Genomic DNA, 23,932 nt, shown 5'->3' with positions numbered 1-23,932 from the left:
AGGCATTCAAACACTGGATTATATGGAGACATTCATGCAGATCGTGCATACCCGTTTTGGTGATATCGAAGTGGACCCGGATACCGTGCTGACCTTTCCGCGTGGCTTGCCCGGCTTTGAATCGCTGACGCGCTACAAGCTGTTGCATGAGGATAAGCCCAACCCGACCGTGCTGTGGCTGCAGTCGCTCGATGATGCCGAAGTCGCATTCAGCGTGGTGCAGGCAGAGCTGCTGGGCATCAATTACCAGATCGAGCTGAATGACGAGGAAACCGCGTTGCTGGGCCTCGACAAGCCGGAAGATGCCATCCTGCTGCTGACCCTGGCCAAGCGTGATGAAAGCAAGAACAGCATTTCCGCCAATACCGTGGCGCCCATCATCCTGAATACCAAAACCCGCAAGGGCCTGCAGAAGATAGGGCTGCATGCGGATATCGTGTTCCGCAACGGGGCTTGATGCGCCACTGGCTGAAAGCCGGATCAAACGATCGCTTGTAAGGGCGTCTTTGGACACCCGCGGGCTTGCTGTATGATTGCGCGATTCCGCGTGTCGGCCCCGGCCGGCACAGCCAGTATTTGCCGCGTTGCTGCGTCAGTGTTGCGCCTATGCGCACGCTGCCGGCGCAGCCATGCGCTCCAGAGGTAAAGCTTGATGAAAACCACGTTTCTTGATTTCGAACAGCCGATTGCAGAGCTGGAAAACAAAATCGAAGAACTGCGCTTCGTGCAGGATGATTCAGCCGTCGACATTTCCGTTGAAATCGGCCACCTGGAAAAGAAAAGCCAGGAACTGACCAAGACCATCTACGCCAAGCTCACCGCCTCGCAGATTTCGCAGGTGGCACGGCACCCGCAGCGCCCGTACACGCTCGATTACCTGGGCGCATTGTTTACTGATTTCGAAGAATTGCATGGCGATCGCAGCTATGCGGACGATGCGGCCATCGTTGGCGGCATGGCGCGCTTCAACGGCCAGAGCGTGATGGTGATCGGCCACCAGAAAGGCCGTGATACCAAGGAAAAAATCTACCGCAATTTCGGCATGCCGCGCCCGGAAGGCTACCGCAAGGCGCTGCGCCTGATGAAGCTGGCCGAGAAATTCAATTTGCCGGTGCTCACTTTCGTCGATACCCCCGGTGCTTATCCGGGCATCGGCGCGGAAGAGCGTGGTCAGTCCGAAGCGATCGGGCGCAACCTGTTTGAAATGACCAAGTTGCGCGTACCCATCCTCACCACGGTGATCGGTGAGGGCGGTTCCGGTGGCGCGCTGGCGATTGCCGTAGGCGATATCGTGCAGATGCTGCAGTACTCGACTTATTCGGTGATTTCACCGGAAGGCTGTGCATCCATCTTGTGGAAAACCGCCGAGAAGGCATCGGATGCTGCCGAAGCGATGGGTATTACCGCCACGCGCCTGAAAACACTGGGCTTGGTGGACAAGGTGGTAAACGAGCCGGTGGGCGGCGCGCACCGCAACCATGCGCAAATGATGGTGGCGATGAAAAAATCGATTGCCGATGCGCTCAAGGGCTTGCAGGAGAAATCGGTCGACCAGTTGCTGACCGACCGGTTCGAGCGCCTGATGGCTTACGGAAAATTCAAGGAAGTGGCCGTTCACTGATTGCGCATCGTGAACGCTGCTGATCTGCTCCGGACGGTCGAGGCGAGCCTCGGCCGTTTTGTTTGTGCGCCGCCGCTGCGCGTATGCGTCGGCTATTCGGGCGGGCTCGATTCAACTGTTTTGTTGCATCTTGCTGCCGCGATACGTGACCGCACTGGCTGTACGCTGAGCGCGGTGCATGTGCATCACGGCCTTTCGCCGAATGCAGATCATTGGGCGGCAGCATGTGCGGCCGTGGCGGCTAGCCTGGGCGTGCCGCTGTCGGTGCAGCGGGTGCAGGTGGCGCATGACGACGGCAAGGGTGTCGAAGCGGCGGCCCGTGCGGCGCGCTACGCAGTGTTCGAAGCGGTGCAGGCCGATGTATTGCTGCTGGCGCATCACCGCGGCGATCAGGGCGAAACGGTGTTGTTCAATGTATTGCGTGGTAGCGGCCTGGCCGGCCTTGCTGGCGTGCCCGTACAGCGCGCACTGCGCAGCGATCTGGCCTTGTTGCGGCCGCTGCTGCGCTTTGGCCGTGCCGAGCTGGCTGCGTATGCTGCCGCGCACGGCCTGCGCTGGATCGACGACGAGAGTAACGAAAACCTGCATTTCCGCCGCAATTTCCTGCGACATCGGGCGTTGCCGGTGCTGGCTGAATCGTTCCCGGCGGTTGAAACGGCGCTGGTGCGCGTGGCACGGCATGCCGCCGAGGCGCAAGCGCTGCTGGATGAAGTGCTGGCCGATGATCTGCTGCGCTGCGTGCAAGGCTGCGTGTTCGATCTGGCCGCAGCCGCCGGTTTCAGCCCGCTGCGCCGCAACCATGCATTGCGTGGCTGGCTGAAGCAGCACGGCGTGGTGCTCGATACCCGGGCATTCGATGAATGGCTATCGCAGCTGGATGCACCAGCGGATGGCCAGCCCGCGCTGGTGTGGCGTGAGCGGGCCATCCGCCGCTACCGCCAGCAGCTGCACGTTACGCCGGCCAGTCTGTTGCCCGGTCCGGCGCTGGCAATCACTGCAGATACGGTTGGCGCATTGCCGGGCTGGAGCGGTTGTTTGGGCTGGCAGCATCAGGCTGGCGGTCTGGATGCCGGGTTGCTGCGCCGTGCTGCGCTGATGTTGCGGCCACGGCAGGGCAGCGAGGCATTGCGGCTGCATGCGGGTGGGCCCAGCCGGCAGATGAAAACGCTGTTTCAGGAACGCCATGTGCCGCCGTGGCTACGCGCGGCCACGCCGCTGCTGTATATCGATGGCGAACTCGCTGCGGTGCCCGGCCTGGGTGTGGCAGCAGCATTCGCAGTGGCAGATGGCGTGGTGCCTATCTGGACTATCGATGATCCAGCCACGCCGGCAGCTCAGAAGTCCTGATATTTCTTCTCGACAAGCTGGTAGTCGCCCCGTTTGCGCATCGCAGCCAGGCCGGTATCGAAGCGATCCCGCTGTTCCTGGTTGCGGAACACCATCTGGTACTCGGTGGCAGGAAAAATCTCGTACCAGGTGATGGCCTGGCGGATGTCGACCTGCGCCGGGATGTCGCGCATGAAGTAATTGATGATGCGCCGGTCACCAACGATTACATCTACCCGGCCGGACAGTAACAGCAGGTTGCGCACCACCTGCTGTGCCTCTTCGCGGTAGCTGGGATTCTCTTCCGCCATGCGGCGGAATGCCGGCCCCAGCAGCACGTGTGCGCGCTGGAAAGCGCTGACCGAATAGCCTGCCAGATCGGCAATGCTGCGGATGGTGTAGCGCCGCGCGGTCAATGCCGCCGCCATATTGTGGTAGGTGACATAGGGCTGCGAAAAGAAGCCCTTTTCTCCTGCCTGCGGGTTGGTGGTAGCAATCGCATCCAGCTGCCCGGCTGCATACATCACGTGCAGCCGTTCCATCGGCGCAAACGTGGGCTTGATCTCGAAGCCGGCCAGCCGGCTCGCTGCCGCGACGATATCGACCTCCAGCCCGCTTTGCGTGGCTTCGAACACATAGGGCGGCTTGTTGGTCCCGAAGCCCACGCGCAACCCCGGCGCGGCAGCGGCCCATGCGCAGGTCAACAGGATCAGTGCAGCAAGCCAGCAGCATTTCATGCATTTACCTGTATCGATGCCACACACGGCATTCCCATACCGTTGTTATAGACGCTGCCTGCGGTGCTGATCATGCCTTTGGCCTGGCTGCAACGACGAGGGCCGGGCTGCCTGTGCCAGCGGCATGCGACCGGGGGCTGTCAGTAATTGCCCTGCCACAGTGGCGGCTCCGTCATGCGTTCCACCTGATCGGACAGCGTGACGATCTGCTCCTGCCAGTAGCTGGCGGTGCCGAACCACGGGAAGGCAGCCGGGAAGGCCGGATCTTCCCAGCGGCGGGCCAGCCACGCGCTGTAATGGATCAGCCGCAGCGTGCGCAGCGCCTCGATCAGATGCAGCTCGCGCGCATCGAAATCCATGAAGTCCTCGTAACCGGCCAGCACGCTGGCCAGCTTGCTGCGCATTTCGTCACGGTCGCCGCCCAGTAGCATCCACAGGTCCTGGATGGCGGGCCCGCTGCAGCAATCGTCCAGATCGACAAAATGCGGGCCGGCATCGGTCCACATGATGTTGCCGGGATGGCAATCGCCATGCAGGCGCAAGGTCTTGACGTTGCCGGCACGCGCATAGGCAGCACGCACCCCATCCAGCGCGCCCTCCACGGTGGCGGTGTAGTTGGCGAGCAGATCCGGCGGCACAAAATGGTTGGCCAGCACGAAATCACGTGGTGCAGTGCCCCAGGTGGCGATGTCCAGCGTCAGCCGCTGGGTGAAGGGCTGGGCTGCGCCCACCGCGTGGATACGGCCGATGAAGCGGCCTATCCATTCCAGCACGTCCGGATCATCCAGCTCCGGCGCGCGGCCGCCACGCCGCTCGAACAGTGCAAAGCGATAGCCCTCATGCTCCTGCAGGGTTTGCCCGTTGATGGCGAGCGGTGCTACGGCGGGGATTTCGGCTGCGGCCAGTGCCAGCGTGAACGTGTGTTCTTCCGCAATGGCGGCATTGCTCCAGCGGCCGGGCCGGTAGAATTTGGCGATCAGTGCGGGGCCTTCTTCCTGCCCCACCTGGTAAACGCGATTTTCAAAACTGTTGAGTGCCAACAGGCGGCCATCGCAGCGGTGGCCACTGGCATCGACGGCATCCATGATGCAATCCGGGGTGAGCTGGGCGTACGGGGCAGGTGTCATGTGCTGATTGTACCCGCCGGCCGCTGTGCGGACGCGGCTGATGATCGACTGTATCTTGGGAAGGCCAGCAACGCGTGGCAAGATCGGCCTTTGCTTGCCCGCAGCGAGGCTCAGCTTGTACCAACTCTATTACTATCCGGGCAATGCCAATCTGGCACCGCATATGCTGCTGGAGGAAATCGGTGTGTCCTTCGAGCTGCTGCTGGTTGATCGCGCTGCCGCCGCCCACAAGCAACCGGCCTATCTGCGGCTCAATCCCAGTGGGCGCATTCCGGTGCTGGTGGATGGCGATCTGGTGTTGTTCGAAACCGCCGCCATCTGCTTGCACCTGGCCGATTGCCACCCCGCAGCGGCGCTGGTGCCTGCCGTGGGCAGCATAGCCCGCGCGCAATGCTACAAATGGTTGATGTATCTCACCAATACGCTGCAGGCCGAACTGCTGTGTTACTTCTACCCGGAACGGCTGGCCGACGATGAAGCCGCCGTCAGCCAGGTTTGCCTGCATGCGGAAAAACGGATCGAAGCAATGATCGATCTGCTGGAAAACACACTGGCGGATGGCCGCAGCTGGCTGCTGGGGATCGAATACAGCATTCTGGACCCCTATCTGTTCATGCTGGCGCGCTGGACGCGCAATATGCATCGCCCCGCCAAAGCATTGCCGCATTTTGCCGCTTACCTGGCGCGTGTGCATGCACGGCCGGCAGTACAGCGGGCGCTCGCACGCGAAGGGCTGGGCGAGCCGGTATATTGATGCAGAGGGTATGCAGCTGCATGCTGGTTGCATCGTGCAGCAGGTCATTTCTCCCAGGCGCGCGGGGAGGGGGCTGGGCAGAAGTTGTGGATAAGTCTGGCAAGTGCCTGAGCCGGAAGGCTGGGGCTGGCATGGTCGGTTTTCGTGCAGCGTACTGCACGGCAAGGAGCAACATGGCGCAGGTGATGGCAAACGAGGGGCGGCCGCTGCGGCTGGGTCTGATCGGTACCGGGGTGGCCGCGCGCGAGCTGCACTGGCCTGCTTTGCGGCAACTGCAGGAGCAGATCACGCTGGTGGCGCTGTGTGGCCGCACCATGGAAAACGTGCAGGCGTTTGCCAGCCATGTGGCGGAAACCGGTGGCCCTGTCACATTGCCCTGTTATACCGGCTGGGCGGATTTTCTCGATCATCCCGGGCTGGATGCGGTGCTGGTGGCTTTGCCTGCTACCGAAAACCTGCAGATCAGCCGCATCGCGCTGGCGGCCGGCAAGCATGTGCTGGTGGAAAAGCCGCTGGCTGCCAATGGCGACGAAGCGCTACAGATGCTGGCGCTGGCCGCAGCACACCCGCAGCTTGTCACCATGGTGGCAGAGAACATCCGCTACAGCAGCGCATTGTTGCGCATCAAGGCATGGCTGGATTCAGGCGTGGCCGGGCGCGTGTATGCGCTGCACTGGCAGGCAGCCAACCACATGCTGGCGGACAACCGCTATATTGCCAGCGGCTGGCGCACCGATGCGGCTTTTCCCGGTGGTTTGTTGCTGGATGCGGGGGTGCATTACAGCGCTGGCGTGCAACTGTTGCTGGGCGATATTGCCGAGGCCCGCCTGCTGACCAGCAAGGCCGCTACGCATCTGGGCGCTTGGGATGGCGCCAGCCTGCAGTTCACTACCCGCAACGGTGCAAACGGCACGCTGGACCTCTATTTTGCCGCAGTGGGGCAGGCCGGCTTCCGGCTGTTGCTGCTGGCCGAGCGCGGTAGCGCGCAGTTCGACGGCCACACATTGCTGCTGCATGGTGCCGATGGCAGCTGTATCGAGGAAGACCATCGCAGTGATGATTTTGGCTATGCGGCCGAGTTCCTGGCTTTCCGGCAGGCCATTGCTACAGGGACGGCAACTGCAAGCCCGTTTGCACAGGCGTGGCAGGATATGCGGGTGTGGACGGCAGCGCTGGCGCAGCCCGGGCAGGTTGTGCAGTACTGAGCAGGTGGGCTGGGCAGCAGCGTTGTCCGGTAGCGCTGTGTATAAAAGGCATGCTCATCCCCACAAGGTGGGGAGGGTGCTGTACACAAGCTGTGGGCAACCACTTCAAGTCATTGAAGTATAAACAGTTTGTATCGATGCCTCTTTTTTGGGCGATGGTAGCCAAGGGTTACTTGATATGCGTTTGTACTATCCCCATGTCACGGGGATGGGACTGTCGATAAATTGTGGATAAGTGGCGCAAGCCATTGAGCAGGCAGGGTTTGCCTGGCGTGACCAAATTTTGGGCGCCATTGCAGGACAAGCAAGGAGAATTGCGGTTTGCAGCGTATATACCGTTTGCTGCAGATCGCGCCCGGCTTCTCCCCAAACCATGGGGGGCGGCCTGTAGATAAGCTGTGGACAAGTGCGCTAAACCCTTGAAGCAGCAGGCGCCAACAGCAGTGCCTGTTCTTTGGGCAGGTATGGCGTGCTGCCCCGTGCGCATCGGGGCAGCACTTAAAGGCGCATGAGTTCAGGAGCGCGGGTTCAGGTAACGTTCTTCGTCATCCAGCCCGTCTTCCAGCGCCAGTGCAGCCTCTTCGGCCAGCACGTCTTCTTCACGCAATTCGGCCTCTTCCGCCAGCGCATCTTCTTCGGCCAGGCCTTCGTCGTCTTCGGCAGAACCATCATCCGATCGGGCTGGTTCCTTGCCTTCGGCATCGATGGCCAGCAGCGCTTCCGCTTCCGAATCGTAATTGCGGTAGGGGATCAGCGGCCCTTCGGTATCGACGATGGTGTAGCCGACAATGGTGGCCGGGTCCGTACTGTCGTCCATGATGCGGCAAGGTTGCAGGCCCAAGTTGGCGGAAGCGGGGTCGTGTCTGAGTGGCATACGGGACTCCTAAGCGTGCGTGCAGCGGTGCAATTTTTTATTCTGGCTCATTTCCTGATGATTTGAGCTGCAGAGATGGAACGGTGCGCTGAACGTGTACCGGCTGCGCGGCAACAGGTATGGCACCCGTTTGCCCGTGCAGCAAGGCCCAGTGTGAGCGCATGCGTGCCGCTACTGCATGTGAAAATGCCCACAATCGCCCCCACAAAATGGGGAGGCATCTGTACACAAGCTGTGGGCAAGTATCACAAGCCCTTGAAAGAGCTACGTTTGATGGCGCAGCCTGTTTATCGGGCAGGTTCTGCAAGCCGTCGCAGGGTCAAAGCCGGTAGCGGGCCACTTCGCGCTGCATTTCCACCGCCAGCTGATCAAGGTTGCTGGCCGATCCTGCCGTGCGCTGTGCAGCGGCGCTGCTTTCCTCGCTCATCTGGGCAATGCGCTCTACCAGGTGGGCGATATTGGTGCTGGCGGCGCTTTGCTCGCGGATGGCACCGCTGATGTCGCCGACCCGTTCCACCACTTCTGTCGAGCTGTTGCGGATGGCCGCGATGGCCTCGCCTGCAGCGCGCGCCTGCTCGACGCCCTGGCCGACCTGCTCCACCACTTGTTCCATGCTGCTGACTGCGCGGCCGGCGCTGTCCTGGATGCTGATGATGGTGGTGGCGATTTCCTGCGTGGATTGCGTGGTGCGCTCGGCCAGCTTGCGCACTTCGTCGGCCACCACCGCAAAACCACGCCCCAGCTCGCCGGCACGGGCAGCTTCGATGGCGGCATTGAGCGCCAGCAGATTGGTCTGGTCAGCAATTTCCTTGATGGTGTTGACCACCGCATTGATGTTGGCGCTTTGCTCGCGCAGCAGGCTGATCTGCTCGGCCGCGCCACGCACGGTGCCGGCAATGCCATCGATGCGGGCAACCGTGGTGTCGATCACCCCGGCACCGGCGCGTGCCTGCTGGCCGGAGTTGCGTGCCAGCTCATCGGCTTCGTTGCTGCGCTCGGCGATGTGGTTGATGCTGGTGGTCACTTCTTCCACCGTCGCCGCCATGCTGCTGGATGCCTCGCTGGTGTGGCCGGCATTGTCGGACATCTCGCGCGCGGAACGGCTCATCTCGCCGGCGGCACCGGTGACATTGCCGATACGCCGGGAGATTTCCTTCAGGCTTTGCTGCATGCGCTCCAGCAAGCGGTTGAAGGCGCTAACGGTATTGCCGATTTCATCGTTGCTGCGCACTGGCACGCGCTGGGTGAAGTCGAGGCTGGTTTCGATCTGGCTGACGATGCGCTGCATGTCCTGCAGCGGGCCGCTGATCGAGCGATACAGGATCACGCCGAACACCAGCAGTACCAGCAAGGCAACTACCATCACCACGATCAGTTGCACCCTGGCGGCGCTCTGGCCTTCTTTTACCAGCGCAACCTGCGTGTGCGCGCCATCCACGTTATAAGCAGTGAGTTTCTGCAGCGCGGCTTCAGCGGCAATGGCTGCGTTGCGTCCCTGGCCGATCATCAGCGCATGCGCGCCAGTGGCATCGCCATCCTTGGCGGTTTTGCGCACCTGCTCGAAAATCTGGTTGAATTCCCCGATGCGGGCGCTGAAATCCTCGAAATTCTTGCGGTCGCTTTCCTCCGCCACCGAGCTGCCGTAGCCCTTCATGGCCTCTGCCAGCCGCCCGCGTTGCTCGGCAATCCCGGCTGCGAGTTTTTCCTGCTTGGCGGGGTCTTGCTCGGTAAGGTACTGATTGGTGACGATCTGCTCCACCTTGTAGGCGTTGTTGATCTTGTGCACCAGCACCAGTCCTTCCACCGCCACGCTGGACATGAAATCCACGCTGGCCGCAGTCTGGTTGAACTTGATGATGGCGGTGGTGCCCACCACCAGCAATGCGGCGATCGCAACTGCAATCAATGCGCCGAGTTTCTGGCCGATATTCATGCTTTGTCCCCCAATGCCCCGTGTTGACCGGCCCCGCTGCAAAACGTGGCCGTGGTTTCCGTTCATCGTAGGCTGGCCGCGCCGGGCTCGCCAATAAGGCGTTCAACCTGCATCGGCGGGCGATGTGGGTAATGAAGGTCAAACCAGCTTGATCAGGCTCCAGGCAATGGCGAACATCATGATGGCGATCAGGATGTCCAGAATGCGCCATGCCACCGGCTTCTTGAACAACGGAGTGAGCTTGCTGGCGCCGAAGGCCAATGCAAAGAACCAGATGAAGGAAAAACTGACCGCACCGGCGAGGAACAACGGCCGCTCCGCCAGTGGCTGCTGTGCGCCCACGCTGCCCACCAGTACGACGGTATCGAGGATCGAATGCGGGTTGAGCAGCGAGAAGCCCAGCGCTGCCAGCACTACCGCCTTAGGGTTGGCAATGCCTTGCGTGGCTTCCGGTGCCAGTACGCCGGGGTGAATGGCTTTCTTCAATGCCATCAGCCCATACCACAGCACGAACACGGCGCCGGCCAGCGCCATCCAGCGCTGCAGCCCCGGTGCGGCGGCCAGCAGGTGGCCCATGCCGGCCACACCGGCACTCATCAGCACCAGATCGCATAGCGAACAGGTAAGGGCGGTCAGGAACATGTGGCGGTGGGTAATGCCCTGGCGCAGCACGAATGCATTCTGTGCGCCGATGGCCATGATCAGGCTGGCGGTCAGCGCCATGCCTTTGAAAAAGATGCTGAACATATCGGATTGCTGGCAAACGGGGACGCCAAGCTAACCATGCGGCGCAAGCGGCCACAATGCGGGCTATCCCGGCCTGATGTGCCTGTTGCGGTAAGCAACAGGGGGCTTGGCTTGTGGATGGTGTGGCTGGTGGTGCCTGGCTATGGGCAGATCAGAGCTCGGCCCACATGCGCAGCAGGTTGTGATAGTGGCTGGTCAGCGCCACGACTTCATCGCTCTCGCCCCCCTTGATGCGCAGCTTCTGGATGGTGGTATCCAGGTTGAACAGCATGGTGCGCTGCCAGTCGTTGCGGATCATGCTTTGTACCCAGAAGAACGATGCAACCCGCGCGCCACGCGTGATGGGCTCAACGCGATGCAGGCTGGTTGATGGGTAGAGGATCAGGTCACCGGCAGGCAGTTTCACTTCATGTGCGCCATACAGGTCTTCCACCACCAGCTCGCCACCATCGTACTCATCCGGATCGGAGAAAAACAGCGTGCACGACATGTCGGTGCGCACGCGGTCGCGGTTGCCGCGGCTTTCGCGGATGGCATTGTCCACATGGTTGCCGAAGCCTTCGCCCACTTCATAGCGGTTGAATAGCGGCGGGATCAGCTTTTGCGGCAATGCGGCGGAAATGAACAGCGCGTCCTTGGCCAGCGCCGCCTCGATGATGCCGCCCAGCTCGACGGCCAGTGGCGAGCCATCGGGCAACTGCTGGTTTTTCTTCACACGCGCTGACTGGTGACCAGCGGTGACCTTGCCGTTGACCCAGTCTGCGCCATCCAGCACGCGGCGGAAATGCGCCACCTGTTCGCGTGTAAGTACTTCCGGGATATGCAACATCATGGGCAGCGTCCTTGGCTGAAAATCAACGGCATCTGTATGGGGAACAGGTCACGCATGGTGCGCAAGCCTGCAGGAAAATGCAAAGGCCCCGCCAGTGACGGCGGGGCCGGGTAGTGCAAGGTTAGCACCCGGCTGGCAGGCCACGTTGATCGGGATCAACATGGCCCTGCAGCGGGTATCAACCGGCGTGCTTAGAACTTGTAGGTTGCATCGAGCACATAGCTGCGGGCATCGCCCGGTGTCGCCCAGCCCGAACCACGCGGACGGGTGTAGTACAGCTCGTCGAACAGGTTGTTGACGGTGAAGCGCACGTTCAGGTTACGGTTGACCTTGTAGCTGGCCATCGCACGATGCACCCAGTAGCCCGGCAGCTCATCCAGCGGGCCGGTCTTGTAGGTGGCCGAGTGCTGGTTCAGGTACACGCTGCCCTGATAGGTTGCGCCGTAGCCCAGTTGCACGCCTTGTGGCAGGTCGTACGTGGTCCACAGGCTGAATGCATGCTCGGGCACGTTGGTCAGCGGGTCGCCGGCAACCGGATCGCCACTCTTGGCCTTCACGCCATTGGAAACGCTCTGCAGCACCTCGCTTTGCATGTACGAGTAGTTGGCGAAGACCGACCAGTTCTTGGTGATCAGGCCGGCAACACCCAGTTCCAGGCCCTGTACGCGGCTCTTGCCGTCCAGTTGCTGATCCGGAATCGCCGGGTCACTGGAAGCCACCTTGTAGTTGGTGCGTTCGGTGCGGAACAGCGCGCCGGTCAGTTCCAGCTTGTTGTCCAGGACGGACCACTTGCTACCCAGCTCGTAAGTCTCGGCTTTTTCCGGATCTACCGAGCAAGTGAAGCCGGTGGTGGTGCTGCTGGTGCCAGCCGCGGTGCAAGTACCATTGACAGTGGATTTGGACGGTGTTTGCGAGTTGGCATACGACACATAGATGCTGCCCGCTTCAACCGGTTTGTACACCAGGCCAGCCTGATACGACAGCATGCGGTCGGTCTGCTTGGCCGGTGCGTACGCGCCCAGCACCTTGCCGGCATTGGCGCCTGCGGTGGCTGTGCCGACGTTGTAGGTGGTCGATTCGGTATCGTTGTATTCCCAACGCAGGCCACCGTTCACCATCCATTGTTCGCTGAACTTGACGGTATCGAACACGTAAGCAGCGAGGTTATCGACAGTCGAATCCACGCGGCTGTTCAGGCGGCGGAAACGCGGGCCGCTGTAGATGGTGTTCGGGTGATACAGGCTGGTGGTCGGGATCACCACGTTGGTGCCATTGGCGTTGGCAAATTCCTGGCTGCTGCTGACTTCGTAACCTTCATGCGTGATGGCAAGGCCGGTCACCAGATCGTGTTCGATGGAACCGGTCTTGAAGTTCCAGGTCACGTCGGTCTGGTTGGCGAACATGGTATTTTCGGTATCACGCACGTTGCCGCGCGAACCACCCGAAGGGGTGAACGACGGGCTGTACTTGGAAAGTTCCGCAGCCGAACAAACCGGATTGGTAGCGCTGACCGTGGTGCCAAGCGGCGGCTGGCCAACGGTAAAGCACATGCGGCCTTCCGGGCCGTCGGTGATGGTGAACTGCGAGGTCTTGCTCAGCCGTGTCTGGTTGCGCAGCTTCACCTTGTCGCTGAAGTCATGCTCGATCAGGCCCGTAAGCGAATCGGTGGTGCTTTCCTGGGTATCGACGTTCTCGAAACCGTAGTACTGCGCACGGTCAACGCCCGGTACCACCTTGTTGCCGCGGAACGGCACGCCAAATTGGGGAATGCTTTCGTCTTCCTGATGGAAGTAGCTCAGCGTGGTGCGGGTGCTGGTGCCGAGGCCAAACGCGATCGATGGGGCAAAACCCCAGCGCTGGTTGTTTTCAACATCGCGGCCCGGTACGTCGTTCTTGTGGCCCATCAGGTTGATACGCAATGCTGTGCTTTCACCCAGCACGCGGTTCAGATCAGCCGTGGCGCGGTAATAGCTGTCGCTGCCGATACCGGCGGTGATGATCTTGCTGTCTTCCAGCTTCGGGCTTTTGCTCACCAGGTTGATGTTGCCGCCTACCGAGCCAGCACCGCTCACGGTGGAGTTGGAACCCTTGGTGATTTCAAGCTGTTCCAGATTGAACGGGTCCGAACGGGTGTACTGCGCGCTGTCACGCATGCCGTCGATGGTGATGTCGTTGCTGCCGGAGAAACCGCGGATGTTGATGTTATCGCCATATCCGCTGCCCCCTTCACCCGCGCCGAAGGTAATGCCTGGGACAGTGCTGAGAATGTCACGCAGCGACAGCAGGCCCTGATCTTCGATCAGTTCCTTGCTGATGACGGTGATGGTTTTGGGGGTATCGCGCAGCGGTTCGGTGTATTTGGGCGATTGTACCTTTTCGACCACGTAGGGTGCGGGTGCTGCATCGGCGGTGACTTCCACGGTGGGCAGGGTTGCGTCTGCTGCGTAGGCACCAGCAGCCGGCAGCGCGAGTGCAAAGGCCGTTGCCGCGACGGAGGTACGCAGTCGTGGCAATTCTTGATGCTTGCGGCTCTTGATGTGGGCCATCTCGGTAATGCTCCAGGTTGTTGTACTGAATCTGTTTTTCTCACACCGGTACCCAATCAAACGGGCTGCACGGGCGCTGGCTTGGCTTGTGGCCGGCTGGCAGTGCATTAACTGATCTGGTCGGTGATAAGCCGGGTTGCCCCGTATTGCATGTCTGCTTGCCATTTTTCCGTCACGTTTTCACTACAACCCGCCAGAAAGAATGCGTGGCATGCGGAGGGAAGTCAGGAAAAGCGGGCTTTTAACGCTTTTCTTTCGAAATAGGCATCTAACCGGACGCATTGTAAGCAAATTTTACAATTCAAACAAGAATAATTATCATTTGCTTTGTTGTAAAAGCCACACAATCTCCCGCATGGCATACGCTGTTCTCATCGACCATGCTGATCATTTCTATTAAACATTTTTGTTCTTATTCATGATGTTGAAACGTATTCCAGATTTGTGAATGGGCGGAATTTCTGTAGTGCCTACCTTGGAGGCTCGCATTGCTGTGCAAATGTGCAAAGCAATGGCATTGTTGTTTTTGTGAGAGAATGCGTCATGTTCTCATTAACTCTTGCTTGTGGCTGGAAATTAAATTACCAAAATGGTAAGTAATTTCACCGCCCGAGCTTAAGCTTTGTATCTATGAAAAAGCAGCCGGATCAAAAAAACCGGGGGTTCTGGTTAAAGCACCTGCATCGCTGGCACTGGATCAGCTCGGCGGCCTGCTTGGTGGGTATGCTGCTGTTTGCCGCCACCGGGCTCACGCTCAATAACGCCGCGCATATCGAAGCCAAGCCGGTGGTCACCAAGAAGAATGCGGTGCTGCCGGCGCAGCTGCAGCGACTGCTGGGTGCGGCGCCGCCGGCCGACAAGGCCACCTTGCCGCCGCCGGTGGCCAGTTGGCTGGTGCAGCACCTTGCCGTGGAGGCTGCGGACGCCAAGGGGGAGTGGTCTGCCGATGAAGTGTATGTATCGCTGCCCCGCCCCGGTGGTGATGCGTGGCTGACCATAGATCGCGCCAGTGGCGACGTGAACTACGAATTGAGCGACCGGGGCTGGGTGTCCTACTTCAATGACCTGCACAAGGGCCGCCATACCGGCAGCGCCTGGAGCTGGTTTCTGGACGTTTTTGCCGTGACCGCGCTGGTGTTCTGTATCACGGGCCTGTTTCTGCTGCATCTGCACGCCGGCAACCGCCCGGCAACCTGGCCGCTGGTGGGGCTGGGCCTGGTGTTGCCGCTGATACTGGCCATCCTGTTCATTCATTAATCGAGGTGATGTATGCGTAAGTCGATTCCCGCCCTGTTGCCGGGCCTGATTGCCGGTGCGTTTGCCGGCCACGGCATTGCGGCCGATCTGGGTGTGAAGATTGAGATTCCGCGTTTGACCGTGGCCGAGTACCACCGCCCGTATGTGGCCGCGTGGATCGAGCGCGCCGACCAGAGCGTGGCTGCCAATCTGGCAGTGCTGTACGACGTGAACAAGAAGGGCGCGGAGCCGGGCACCAAATGGCTGCAGGATTTGCGCCAGTGGTGGCGCAAGGGCGGCCGTGATCTGCAGATGCCGCTGGATGGTGTTTCCGGTGCAACCCGCCCGGTAGGCGAGCACGCGCTCAACATCGACAAGGCCACGTTGGCCAAGCTGCCAGCCGGCGACTACAACCTGGCGGTTGAAGCCGCGCGCGAAGGTGGTGGCCGCGAGCTGGTGCGCGTGCCGTTCAGCTGGCCGCCCAAGAAGGCCGATACCGCCAAGATCCAGGGCCAGCATGAGCTTGGCGCCGTGACTGTCGATCTGAAGCCCTGATCCGCAGCCACATACACAAGACGTTTCCTGATTCAAAACCACATCAAGGAAGACTCACATGAAAAGCCCGCTTAAAGCCCTGGCCGCCGCACTGTGCGTGCTGGCTGCTACCGCTGCGCATGCGCACAATGTATGGCTGCTGCCCTCCAGCACCGTGCTGGCTACGCCGCAGTTCGTGACCGTGGATGGTGGCGCATCCACCAAGCCGTTCGTTGCCGACCATCGCCCGCTGCAGATCGACCAACTGGTGATCCTGGCGCCGGACAACAGCAAGCTCAGCCCGGTATCGGTCACCAAGGGCGAGTTGCGTACCACGTTCGACGTCAAGCTCGAGCAAAAAGGCACCTATCGCATGGAGCTGGTGCGTGAAGGCGTGCGCGCCAACTGGAAGGTGGATGGCCAGCCCAAGCGCTGGATGGGCACCGCCGAAGCCTTTGCCAAGGAAGTGCCGGCCGATGCGGCCGATCTGCAGGTATCCGAATCGGCCAGCCGGCTGGAAACCTTCGTGACCGTGGGCGCGCCCAGTGCGATCAAGGCTACGGGCAAGGGCCTGGAGTTGATCCCGGTCACGCACCCGAATGACCTGGTCACGGGTGAGCCGGCCGTGTTCCAGTTCAATGTCGACGGCAAGCCGGCAGAGGGCGTGGAAGTAGTGCTGGTGCGCGGCCAGACGCGCTATCGCAACCAGCTGGACGAAATCAAACTGACTACCGGCAAGGATGGCAAGGTCACCATCAAGTGGCCGCAGGCCGGTGTCTACTGGCTGGATGCGGATATCAAAGACAGCAAGGTCACGGTGAAGGCTGCCAAGGAACGCAGTCTTGCCTACACCGCCACGCTGGAAGTGCTGCCGCAGTAAACGATGATGCGCCGCGTACTGATTCCGCCCACCCTCGCGGCGCTGCCCCCGCGTTTGCCGGCCGGGCAGGTTCACCTGCTGGCCGGGCAAACCATGGGCACGACTTGGTCGGTCAAGCTGGTGGGGCCGGCCAATTTGCCGCTGGGCGCAGTGCGTGCCGGCATCGAGGCCGAGCTGGATCTGGTGGTGGCGCAAATGAGCACCTGGCGTGCCGATTCGGACCTGAGCCGTTTCAATGCGTCGCCCGCTGGCAGCTGGCATACGCTGCCTGCAGCGTGCTTCAAGGTGCTGGGTACGGCGTTGCAGATTGCCGCGCTCAGCGATGGCGCGTTTGATCCGACGGTCGGGCCGCTGGTCAACCTGTGGGGCTTCGGGCCGGATGGTGCGCGCAATGCACCGCCGGACGCGGCAGCACTTGCTGCTGCGCGCGCGTGCTGTGGCTGGCAGAAGGTGCAAGTCGATACCGTAACGCAGGCGGTGCGCCAGCCCGGTGGTGTGTATCTGGATTTTTCCGGCATTGCCAAGGGTTATGGTGTTGACCGCGTGGCCGCATGGTTGCGCAGCAACGGTATCAGCAATTACTTGGTGGAAGTGGGTGGCGAGCTGGCCGGTCATGGCATGAAGCCCGATGCGCAGCCGTGGTGGGTGGCGCTGGAAAGCCCGCCCGGTAGCGAGATAAGCGAAAGCATCGTGGCCCTGCACGGGCGGGCGGTGGCGACATCCGGTGATTACCGGCGGATGTTTGCACACGAAGGCCGCTGCTATGCGCATACGCTGGACCCGAATACCGGTCAGCCGGTGCTGGATGCACCGGCATCGGTTACCGTATTGCACGCCGATTGCATGCTGGCCGATGCCTGGGCGACCGCGCTGATCGTGCTGGGTATGGCAGCAGGCGGTGCGCTGGCTGAACGCAACGGCATTGCCGCGCTGTTTGTCAGCCAAGTTGCGCATGGCCACACCGAGTACCTGACCCCGGCGCTGGCTGCGCTGCTTGAGTAAACGCTTGATGTCCGCATCCATGTCCATATCGCTACGCAGCCTGGTGCTGCCTTTGTTTTTTCTGGCCGCGCCCAGCCATGCAGCGTTGGGCCCCGCACCGGCGCGTGCCACCGGCGCCGCGCTGGTTGGAGCGCTTTACCTGCTGTTTTGCAGCTGGACCACCTGGCAGCACCGGCGCAAAACGCGTGCCGTATTGCCGGTGGCGGGTGACGATGCCGGCGCGGTGCTGATTGCGTATGCCAGCCAGACCGGCTATGGCGAATACCTGGCGGCGCAAACGCAGCTGGCGTTGCAATCGGCCGGCGTGGCAGCGCAGCCGGTGTCGTTTGCGCAACTGGATGGCGCGATGCTGGCGCATTTCCGCCGGGCATTGTTCATCGTCAGTACCACCGGCGAGGGCGATGCGCCGGACAGCGCTGTACACTTCGTACGGCACCAGATGCAGGCCACGGCCACGCTGGCAGGGCTGGAGTACGGCGTGCTGGCGCTGGGTGACAGCAGCTATGACCACTTCTGCAGCTTTGGTCGCGCGGTGGAAGGCTGGCTGGTGCACGCGCATGCACAGCCCTTGTTCGATCGCGTGGATGTGGATAACGGTGATGAAGGCGCGTTGCGCCACTGGCAGCAGCAACTGGGCTTGCTGGCCGGCAGTAGCGACATGGTCGACTGGAGCGCGCCGCATTACCGCAACTGGCAACTGGCCGAGCGCGAGCTGTTCAACCCGGGCAGCGCCGGTGCCGCCACCTACCGGCTGGCGCTGACCAGTACCGATCCCGCCGTGCATTGGCAGGCTGGCGATATTGCCGAGATCGGCCCGCGCAACCCGCCCGCCGTGGTAGCGGCATTGCTGGCTGAGTTGGGCCTGGCCGCAGCAACATTGCTGGACGATGGCACGCCGATGGCTGCTGCGCTGGCTGATCGTTTGTTGCCACATGATCAGGCCGCTATTGCTGCGCTGCGCGGCCTGGCAGCGGGGGCGCTGCTGGCTGCACTCAAGCCACTGGCGCACCGCGAGTATTCGATCGCGTCGCTGCCGAAGGACGGCAAGCTGGAACTGCTGGTCCGCCAGGCCCGCCACCCTGATGGCAGGCTGGGGGCGGGATCGGGCTGGCTGACCGAATGCGCGCCGCCGGGTGCGGACATTGCGCTGCGCATCCGTGAAAACCGCGGCTTTCATCCGCCGGCCAGTCAGGTACCACTGATCCTCATCGGCAACGGTACCGGTATTGCCGGCCTGTACGCGCATCTGAAAGCTCGCGCCGCTGCGGGCAATACCCGCAACTGGCTGATTTTTGGCGAGCGCAACGCCGATGCGGATTTCTATTTCCGCACCGAACTGCAGCAATGGCAGCAACAAGGCGTGCTGGCGCGGCTGGATACCGCGTTCTCCCGCGATCAGCCGGCGCGCATCTACGTACAGGACGTGCTGCGCGCAGCCGCCGTCGAGGTCAGCGCATGGCTGGCCGATGGTGCGGCCATCTATGTGTGCGGCAGCGCCACCGGCATGGCGCCAGCGGTGAATGCGGTGCTGACCGGTTTGCTGGGGGATGACGGCGTGGCCGACCTGATCGCGGCCGGCCGTTATCGCCGGGATGTGTACTGATGCGGCTTCCGCCGCAGGCGCAGGCCAGTGCGGGCATTTACGAAACCATTACATTGCACTAACCCCGATTTACACACCTGTTCGGCATACTCATCGCATCAGATCGTGCGTTCACCGGCCTTTGCCTGGCGGTAGCGACGGTCTCCGCAGGCTGAACCAGACACCAGAAGCGATCCATGTTCCAGCTCAGACTTTCCCTTGCCAGCTTGGCCTTCGTGGCACTGCCGGCCTTCGCCATCGACAGCCAGCCGCCATGCGGTGATGCGGTGCCCGCCAGCCCGATGAACCTTGCCGCATCGCTCGATTACGCGCTGTGCCACCAACCGCAAACCCGCGCCGCGTGGGCGCAGTTGCGCCAGCAATCCGCCGGAGTGGATATCGCCCAGGCGGCGTTTGTGCCGGATCTTTCTGCCGGCGCATCGCTGAACCGCAGCCAGAGCAATCTGGGCGATGGCAATACCGCCGCAGGCGCCAGCCTGAACCTTTCCTACGTGCTGTTCGATTTTGGCCAGCGCAGCGCGCAACTGGATCAGGCGCGTGCATTGCTCGATGCCAGCCGTGCCGGGCTGGATGGCACGCTGGCCACGGTGTGGATCGATACCGCGCGTGCGTATTTCAATGTGGGCAAGGCCGCCAAGCAGATCGACGCCTACCGCGCTGCCGAGGCATCCGCGCAGGCCAGTTTCGATGCGGCCGAAAAACGCTCTTTTGCCGGTACCGCCACACCACTGGATGTGCTGCAGGCACGCGCCACGCTGGCGCAAGCCACTTTGAACAAGACCCGTGCAGTCAACGACCTGGCCACCAGCAAGGGGGCACTGGCCAAGGCCATGGGCCTGCCGCCCACGCAACTGCCGGTGCTGGCCGAGCTGCCCGTCACCTTGCCCGATCTGCCATTGCCCGAATCACGGCTGGACAGCCTGATGACTGCCGCCGTGCGTGATCGCCCGGAGGTGCGTGCCGCGCTGGCCAGCCTGGCGGCAGCCAATGCCAACGTGGCCGCGCGCAGCGCGGATGGCAAGCCCAAACTGAGCCTGTCTGCCGGCTTGGGGCTGAACCGCAACCTGCCGGATGGCGATAACCGCAGTACTGGCAGTATCGGTTTTTCGCTAAGCATTCCGTTCGATCTGGGGGGTGCGATTGCCGCGCGCAACGTACAGGCGGAAGCGCAACGCGATGCCACTGCCGCGCAACTGGAAGCCGCCCGCCAGGATGCCGAAAACGATGCCTGGCAGGCGTTCTACACCATGCGTTCCGCGCTCGATACGCTGACCGCAGCCAATGTGGTGGCGGAAACCGCCGCCAAGGCATCCGATGCGGCGTTGACGCGCTACAAGGCAGGCCTCGATACCTTGCTGGACGTACTGGCCGCGCAGAACACGCTGGCCAATGCGCAGCAGCAGCAAGTGGCTGCGCGTTACGACTGGTATGCCGCGCGCGCCTCGCTGGCGTGGGCACTGGGCGGGCCGTTGCCTACCCAGCCGGGCCAGTGGCAATTGCCGAATCCATGATGTGGCTGCCTGAACCCAGACAGCCCGAGAACAGACTCCTCCGTCGAGAAAAACAATGAAATCGTCCCGCAAAATCCTGCTAGGCCTGACCGGCACCGCGCTGATCGCCGCTGCTGCCGCTTGGGCGTTCTGGCCCAAGACCGATCCGGTGGCCAAGTACCGCACCCAACCCGTCAGCCGTGGCGAACTGATCCAGACCGTCAGTGCCACCGGCACGCTCAACCCGGTGCTGGTGGTATCGGTCGGCACCCAGGTATCGGGCACCGTGCGCAAGCTCAACGTGGACTTCAACGATGCGGTCACCGAGGGCCAGATCCTGCTGGAACTGGATACCGATCAGCTGCGCGCCAGCTTGCGCCAGAGCCAGGCCACGCTGAGCAGCGCCCGCGCCAAGCTGCAATACGCTACCGCGCAGGCCACGCGCATGCGCAGCCTGTTCGGCCAGAACTATGTATCGCGCCAGGAACTGGACCAGGCCGAATCGGATCTGGCTGCGGCCAAGGCCGGCGTGGTGCAGGGTGAAGCCCAGGTGGAGCGTGATACCGTGAACGTGAGCAACGCCATCATCCGCTCGCCGGTATCGGGCATCGTGATCGACAAGCAGGTGGACGTGGGCCAGACCGTGGCCGCCAGCTACCAGACACCCACCTTGCTGAAGATTGCGCAGGATCTGTCCAAGATGCAGATACACGCCAACTTTGCCGAGGCTGACCTGGGCAAGATCAAGCCGGAGCTGCCAGCCACCTTCCGCGTGGACGCACTGCAGGACATGACCTTGCCGGGCGTGGTGCACCAGGTGCGCCTGAACCCGACCACCACGTCGAACGTGGTGACCTACGACGTGGTGATCAACGTGGATAACCCGCGCCAGCGGTTGCTGCCGGGCATGACCGCGTACGTGGATGTGGAAATCGCCCGCCGTGATAACGCGGTGATGGTGCCGAATGCCGCATTGCGTTACCGCCCGCCGGGCGCTGCAGCAGCCAGTGGTACTGCGGGCAAGCGCGCTGGTAGCGGAGAGCGTGCTGGTGGTGAGCGTGGTGCCGAACGGGCAGGCGCAGGTGCTGGTGAACGTGCCGGTGCACGCAGCGAAGAGCGCGGTACTGAAGCTGCCGGCGGCCCGCGCAATGCATCCGGCATGGCCAATGCATCCAGCCCATGGGGCAGGAATGGCGGTGGCAAGGGCCAGCGCATGGGCGGCCGCCAGCGTGGCACCGTGTATGTATTGCAGCCGGATGGCCAACTCAAAGCCATCCCGGTACGCTTGGGCATTACCGACGGCAAGATGACCGAAGTACTGCCGGGCCGCGACGAGAAAGAACCTGCGGTGAAGGAGGGGCAGCAACTGGTGATCGGTGAAACCGTGCCGGAAAGCGCGCAGGCCGCTGGGGGCAACCGCCAGCAGCAAGGTGGCCCGGGCGCTCAGGGCGGCCAGGTGCCGCGGAGATTCTGATGTCGGCACGCGAAGCAGATCAGGCCGGCCGGCCACCGCAGCCTGACGGCAAGGCGGTGATCGCGGTCAGCAGGCTGACCAAGACCTATAGCACGCAGGCGGGGCCGGTGCCGGTGTTGCACGGCATCGATTTCACCTTGCGTGAGGGCGAGTTTGCCGCGGTAATGGGCCCGTCGGGCTCGGGCAAATCCACCTTCATGAATATCCTCGGCTGCCTGGATCATCTGACTGGTGGTCGCTATGAGCTGGCCGGGCAGGATGTCGAGGCACTGGATAACGATGCATTGGCCAGCTTGCGCAACCGCGTGATCGGCTTCGTATTCCAGGGCTTCAACCTGCTGCAGCGCGCTACGCTGGAAGACAACGTGGCGCTGCCGCTGGTGTATGCCGGCGTAGACCGCGCCACCCGGCGCCAGCGTGCGCGGGACATGCTGGCCAAGGTGGGTCTGGCCAAGTATGCGCAATCACGCCCCAACCAGATTTCCGGCGGCCAGCAGCAGCGCGTGGCCATTGCCCGCGCACTGGTGAACGAGCCCCGGCTGATTCTCGCCGATGAACCCACCGGCAATCTCGACAGCAAAACCAGCGATGAAGTGATGGACCTGTTCTGCGCACTCAACGACGAAGGCATCAGCATCGTGCTGGTGACACACGAGCTGGATATCGCCCAATACGCACGCCGGCTGGTGCGTTTTCACGATGGCTTGCTGGTTGAGGATACGCCGGTACTGAACCGCAGCTGGCACGGAGTAAAACCATGAACCAGCGCATGATCGTTCCCATGCTGGGCGAAGCGTGGCACGCCATCGGCGCCAACCGCATGCGTGCATTCCTGACCATGCTGGGCATGATGATCGGCGTGGGTGCCGTGGTGCTGATGTTGGCCGTGGGGCAGGGTGCCAGTGCCGCCGTCAAACGGCAGATCGAGGCCATGGGTAGCCATCTGTTCGTGGTGCTGGCCGGCTCGCAACAGGCTGGTGGCGCCCGCACCGGTGGGGGCAATGCCACCACGCTGACCAGTGATGACGCGTATGCCATCCGCGAGCTGCCCGGCGTGACGGCAGCGGCGCCGGTGGTGATGGGCAGCTACCAGCTGATTTTCGAATCCAATAACTGGAACACCCAGGTATTTGGCACCACGCCCGATTACCTGACTGCACGGGACTGGAAAATTGCCGATGGTGCCGGCTTTGACGATAGCGATGTGCAGGCGGCGCGGCGTGTGGCCATCCTGGGCGCCACCACCGCGAAGAACCTGTTTGGCGATGCCAGCCCGGTCGGCCAGGTGCTGCGCATCAAGAACGCGCCGTTTACCGTCATCGGCGTACTGGCCCCCAAGGGCCAGAGCCTGGATGGGCGTGATCAGGACGATACCGTGATGGTGCCGCTCAATACCGCGATGCGTACCCTGTCCGGCAGCCGTTTCCGCAACGCTGTGCGCATGATCATGGTGCAGGCGGAGTCGGATGGCGCGATGGCGATTGTCGAATCCGGCATGAAAGACCTGCTGCGCGAACGGCACCGGCTCAATGGCGTGGATGATGACTTTTTCGTCAGTAACCTCACTGCCGTGGCCAACTCGGCGGCGGAAACCGCCAAGACCATGTCCTTGCTGCTGGGGGCCATTGCTTCGGTCAGCCTGCTGGTGGGCGGCATCGGCATCATGAACATCATGCTGGTGAGCGTGACCGAGCGTACGCGCGAAATCGGCATCCGCATGGCCATCGGTGCGCGGCAGAAGGACGTGATGGCGCAATTCATGCTCGAAGCGCTGATGCTGTCGCTGACCGGCGGCCTGATCGGCGTGGCGCTGGGGGCGGGTGGCGCCTACGCGGTACAGGCCATCTGGCAAACCGCGGTTGAGGTCACCACGCAATCCATCGTGCTGGCCTTCGTGGTATCGGCGGTGATCGGCCTGTTTTTCGGCTTCTATCCGGCGTGGAAAGCTGCCCGGCTCGATCCGATCGAGGCCCTGCGTTACCAGTAAGTATTTCTTCGGGCCGCAGCATGC

21 protein-coding genes are annotated in these 23,932 nt (G+C 62.2%); 14 read left to right on the top strand and 7 right to left on the bottom strand.

All coding sequences use genetic code 11. The features are described 5' to 3' along the window. The first annotated feature begins 34 nt into the window (after window positions 1-34). The 3 genes from fliW to tilS all read left to right on the top strand — a co-directional run bounded on the left by fliW (window position 35) and on the right by tilS (window position 2,968). Window positions 35-457 carry a flagellar assembly protein FliW gene (fliW, locus tag IGB42_RS06700; RefSeq protein WP_159668829.1) on the top strand — a complete coding sequence of 141 codons (423 nt, stop codon included), beginning with the start codon at window positions 35-37 and terminating at the stop codon, window positions 455-457. Between the two features lie 195 nt (window positions 458-652). Continuing rightward, entirely contained in the window at window positions 653-1,621 is a 969-nt protein-coding gene (locus IGB42_RS06695; RefSeq protein ID WP_159668822.1) for an acetyl-CoA carboxylase carboxyltransferase subunit alpha, read from the top strand. A gap of 9 nt (window positions 1,622-1,630) precedes the next feature. Further along, the gene (gene tilS, locus IGB42_RS06690; RefSeq protein WP_159668816.1) at window positions 1,631-2,968 is read left to right on the top strand and encodes a tRNA lysidine(34) synthetase TilS; all 1,338 of its coding nucleotides are present in this window, start codon (window positions 1,631-1,633) and stop codon (window positions 2,966-2,968) included. Here the strand turns inward: tilS and IGB42_RS06685 are convergent. Then, window positions 2,956-3,684: an ABC transporter substrate-binding protein gene (locus IGB42_RS06685; protein WP_159668810.1), complete on the bottom strand. Its 729-nt coding sequence runs from the start codon at window positions 3,682-3,684 to the stop codon at window positions 2,956-2,958. The genes tilS and IGB42_RS06685 overlap by 13 nt on opposite strands. 140 nt (window positions 3,685-3,824) lie before the next feature. Then, window positions 3,825-4,811, bottom strand: coding sequence for a serine/threonine protein kinase (locus tag IGB42_RS06680; RefSeq protein ID WP_159668807.1), 987 nt, complete (start codon window positions 4,809-4,811; stop codon window positions 3,825-3,827). Window positions 4,812-4,926: 115 nt separating this feature from the next. Between IGB42_RS06680 and IGB42_RS06675 the strand changes: the two genes are divergently transcribed. Both IGB42_RS06675 and IGB42_RS06670 read left to right on the top strand, forming a co-directional pair. Then, window positions 4,927-5,565, top strand: coding sequence for a glutathione S-transferase family protein (locus IGB42_RS06675; protein ID WP_159668805.1), 639 nt, complete (start codon window positions 4,927-4,929; stop codon window positions 5,563-5,565). A gap of 173 nt (window positions 5,566-5,738) precedes the next feature. Next, entirely contained in the window at window positions 5,739-6,770 is a 1,032-nt protein-coding gene (locus IGB42_RS06670; protein WP_159668802.1) for a Gfo/Idh/MocA family protein, read from the top strand. A 514-nt stretch (window positions 6,771-7,284) separates the two neighbouring features. Here the strand turns inward: IGB42_RS06670 and IGB42_RS06665 are convergent. The 5 genes from IGB42_RS06665 to IGB42_RS06645 form a co-directional block, all read right to left on the bottom strand. Next, window positions 7,285-7,644: a hypothetical protein gene (locus tag IGB42_RS06665; protein ID WP_159668799.1), complete on the bottom strand. Its 360-nt coding sequence runs from the start codon at window positions 7,642-7,644 to the stop codon at window positions 7,285-7,287. A 319-nt stretch (window positions 7,645-7,963) separates the two neighbouring features. Then, the gene (locus IGB42_RS06660) at window positions 7,964-9,577 is read right to left on the bottom strand and encodes a methyl-accepting chemotaxis protein (RefSeq protein ID WP_159668796.1); all 1,614 of its coding nucleotides are present in this window, start codon (window positions 9,575-9,577) and stop codon (window positions 7,964-7,966) included. 138 nt (window positions 9,578-9,715) lie between these two features. Continuing rightward, window positions 9,716-10,324, bottom strand: coding sequence for a LysE/ArgO family amino acid transporter (locus IGB42_RS06655; RefSeq protein ID WP_159668793.1), 609 nt, complete (start codon window positions 10,322-10,324; stop codon window positions 9,716-9,718). A gap of 151 nt (window positions 10,325-10,475) precedes the next feature. Next, window positions 10,476-11,156 (bottom strand): Fe2+-dependent dioxygenase, encoded by a 681-nt coding sequence (locus IGB42_RS06650; RefSeq protein WP_159668790.1) that lies wholly within the window; start codon window positions 11,154-11,156, stop codon window positions 10,476-10,478. A gap of 191 nt (window positions 11,157-11,347) precedes the next feature. Next, window positions 11,348-13,702, bottom strand: coding sequence for a TonB-dependent siderophore receptor (locus IGB42_RS06645; RefSeq protein WP_159668787.1), 2,355 nt, complete (start codon window positions 13,700-13,702; stop codon window positions 11,348-11,350). A 630-nt stretch (window positions 13,703-14,332) separates the two neighbouring features. On the opposite strand from IGB42_RS06645, the gene IGB42_RS06640 reads away from it, so the two are divergent. The 9 genes from IGB42_RS06640 (at window position 14,333) to IGB42_RS06600 (ending at window position 23,908) form a co-directional block, all read left to right on the top strand. Beyond that, entirely contained in the window at window positions 14,333-14,959 is a 627-nt protein-coding gene (locus IGB42_RS06640) for a PepSY-associated TM helix domain-containing protein (protein ID WP_159668784.1), read from the top strand. 12 nt (window positions 14,960-14,971) lie between these two features. Then, window positions 14,972-15,493: a DUF2271 domain-containing protein gene (locus IGB42_RS06635; protein ID WP_159668781.1), complete on the top strand. Its 522-nt coding sequence runs from the start codon at window positions 14,972-14,974 to the stop codon at window positions 15,491-15,493. Between the two features lie 58 nt (window positions 15,494-15,551). Then, entirely contained in the window at window positions 15,552-16,352 is an 801-nt protein-coding gene (locus tag IGB42_RS06630) for a DUF4198 domain-containing protein (RefSeq protein ID WP_159668778.1), read from the top strand. Window positions 16,353-16,355: 3 nt separating this feature from the next. Next, window positions 16,356-17,354: an FAD:protein FMN transferase gene (locus tag IGB42_RS06625; RefSeq protein ID WP_201799846.1), complete on the top strand. Its 999-nt coding sequence runs from the start codon at window positions 16,356-16,358 to the stop codon at window positions 17,352-17,354. A 19-nt stretch (window positions 17,355-17,373) separates the two neighbouring features. After that, window positions 17,374-18,957 carry a sulfite reductase subunit alpha gene (locus IGB42_RS06620; RefSeq protein ID WP_201799845.1) on the top strand — a complete coding sequence of 528 codons (1,584 nt, stop codon included), beginning with the start codon at window positions 17,374-17,376 and terminating at the stop codon, window positions 18,955-18,957. Window positions 18,958-19,133: 176 nt separating this feature from the next. Then, window positions 19,134-20,468: a TolC family protein gene (locus IGB42_RS06615; RefSeq protein WP_159668772.1), complete on the top strand. Its 1,335-nt coding sequence runs from the start codon at window positions 19,134-19,136 to the stop codon at window positions 20,466-20,468. Between the two features lie 55 nt (window positions 20,469-20,523). Further along, window positions 20,524-21,921, top strand: a complete 1,398-nt coding sequence (locus tag IGB42_RS06610) for an efflux RND transporter periplasmic adaptor subunit (protein ID WP_159668769.1) — start codon at window positions 20,524-20,526, stop codon at window positions 21,919-21,921. Then, a complete protein-coding gene (locus IGB42_RS06605) occupies window positions 21,921-22,682 on the top strand; it encodes an ABC transporter ATP-binding protein (RefSeq protein WP_159668765.1) in 762 nt (253 codons plus the stop codon). The genes IGB42_RS06610 and IGB42_RS06605 overlap by 1 nt, the downstream gene beginning before the upstream one ends. Further along, window positions 22,679-23,908 (top strand): ABC transporter permease, encoded by a 1,230-nt coding sequence (locus tag IGB42_RS06600; protein WP_201799844.1) that lies wholly within the window; start codon window positions 22,679-22,681, stop codon window positions 23,906-23,908. Before IGB42_RS06605 ends, IGB42_RS06600 begins: the two co-directional genes overlap by 4 nt. Window positions 23,909-23,932: the final 24 nt, after the last annotated feature.

It is taken from the genome of Andreprevotia sp. IGB-42 (assembly GCF_009848685.1).
Lineage (GTDB): Bacteria > Pseudomonadota > Gammaproteobacteria > Burkholderiales > Chitinibacteraceae > Andreprevotia.
Note: the sequence above shows the minus strand (reverse complement) of the source record. Positions and strands in the feature narration are given on the sequence as shown.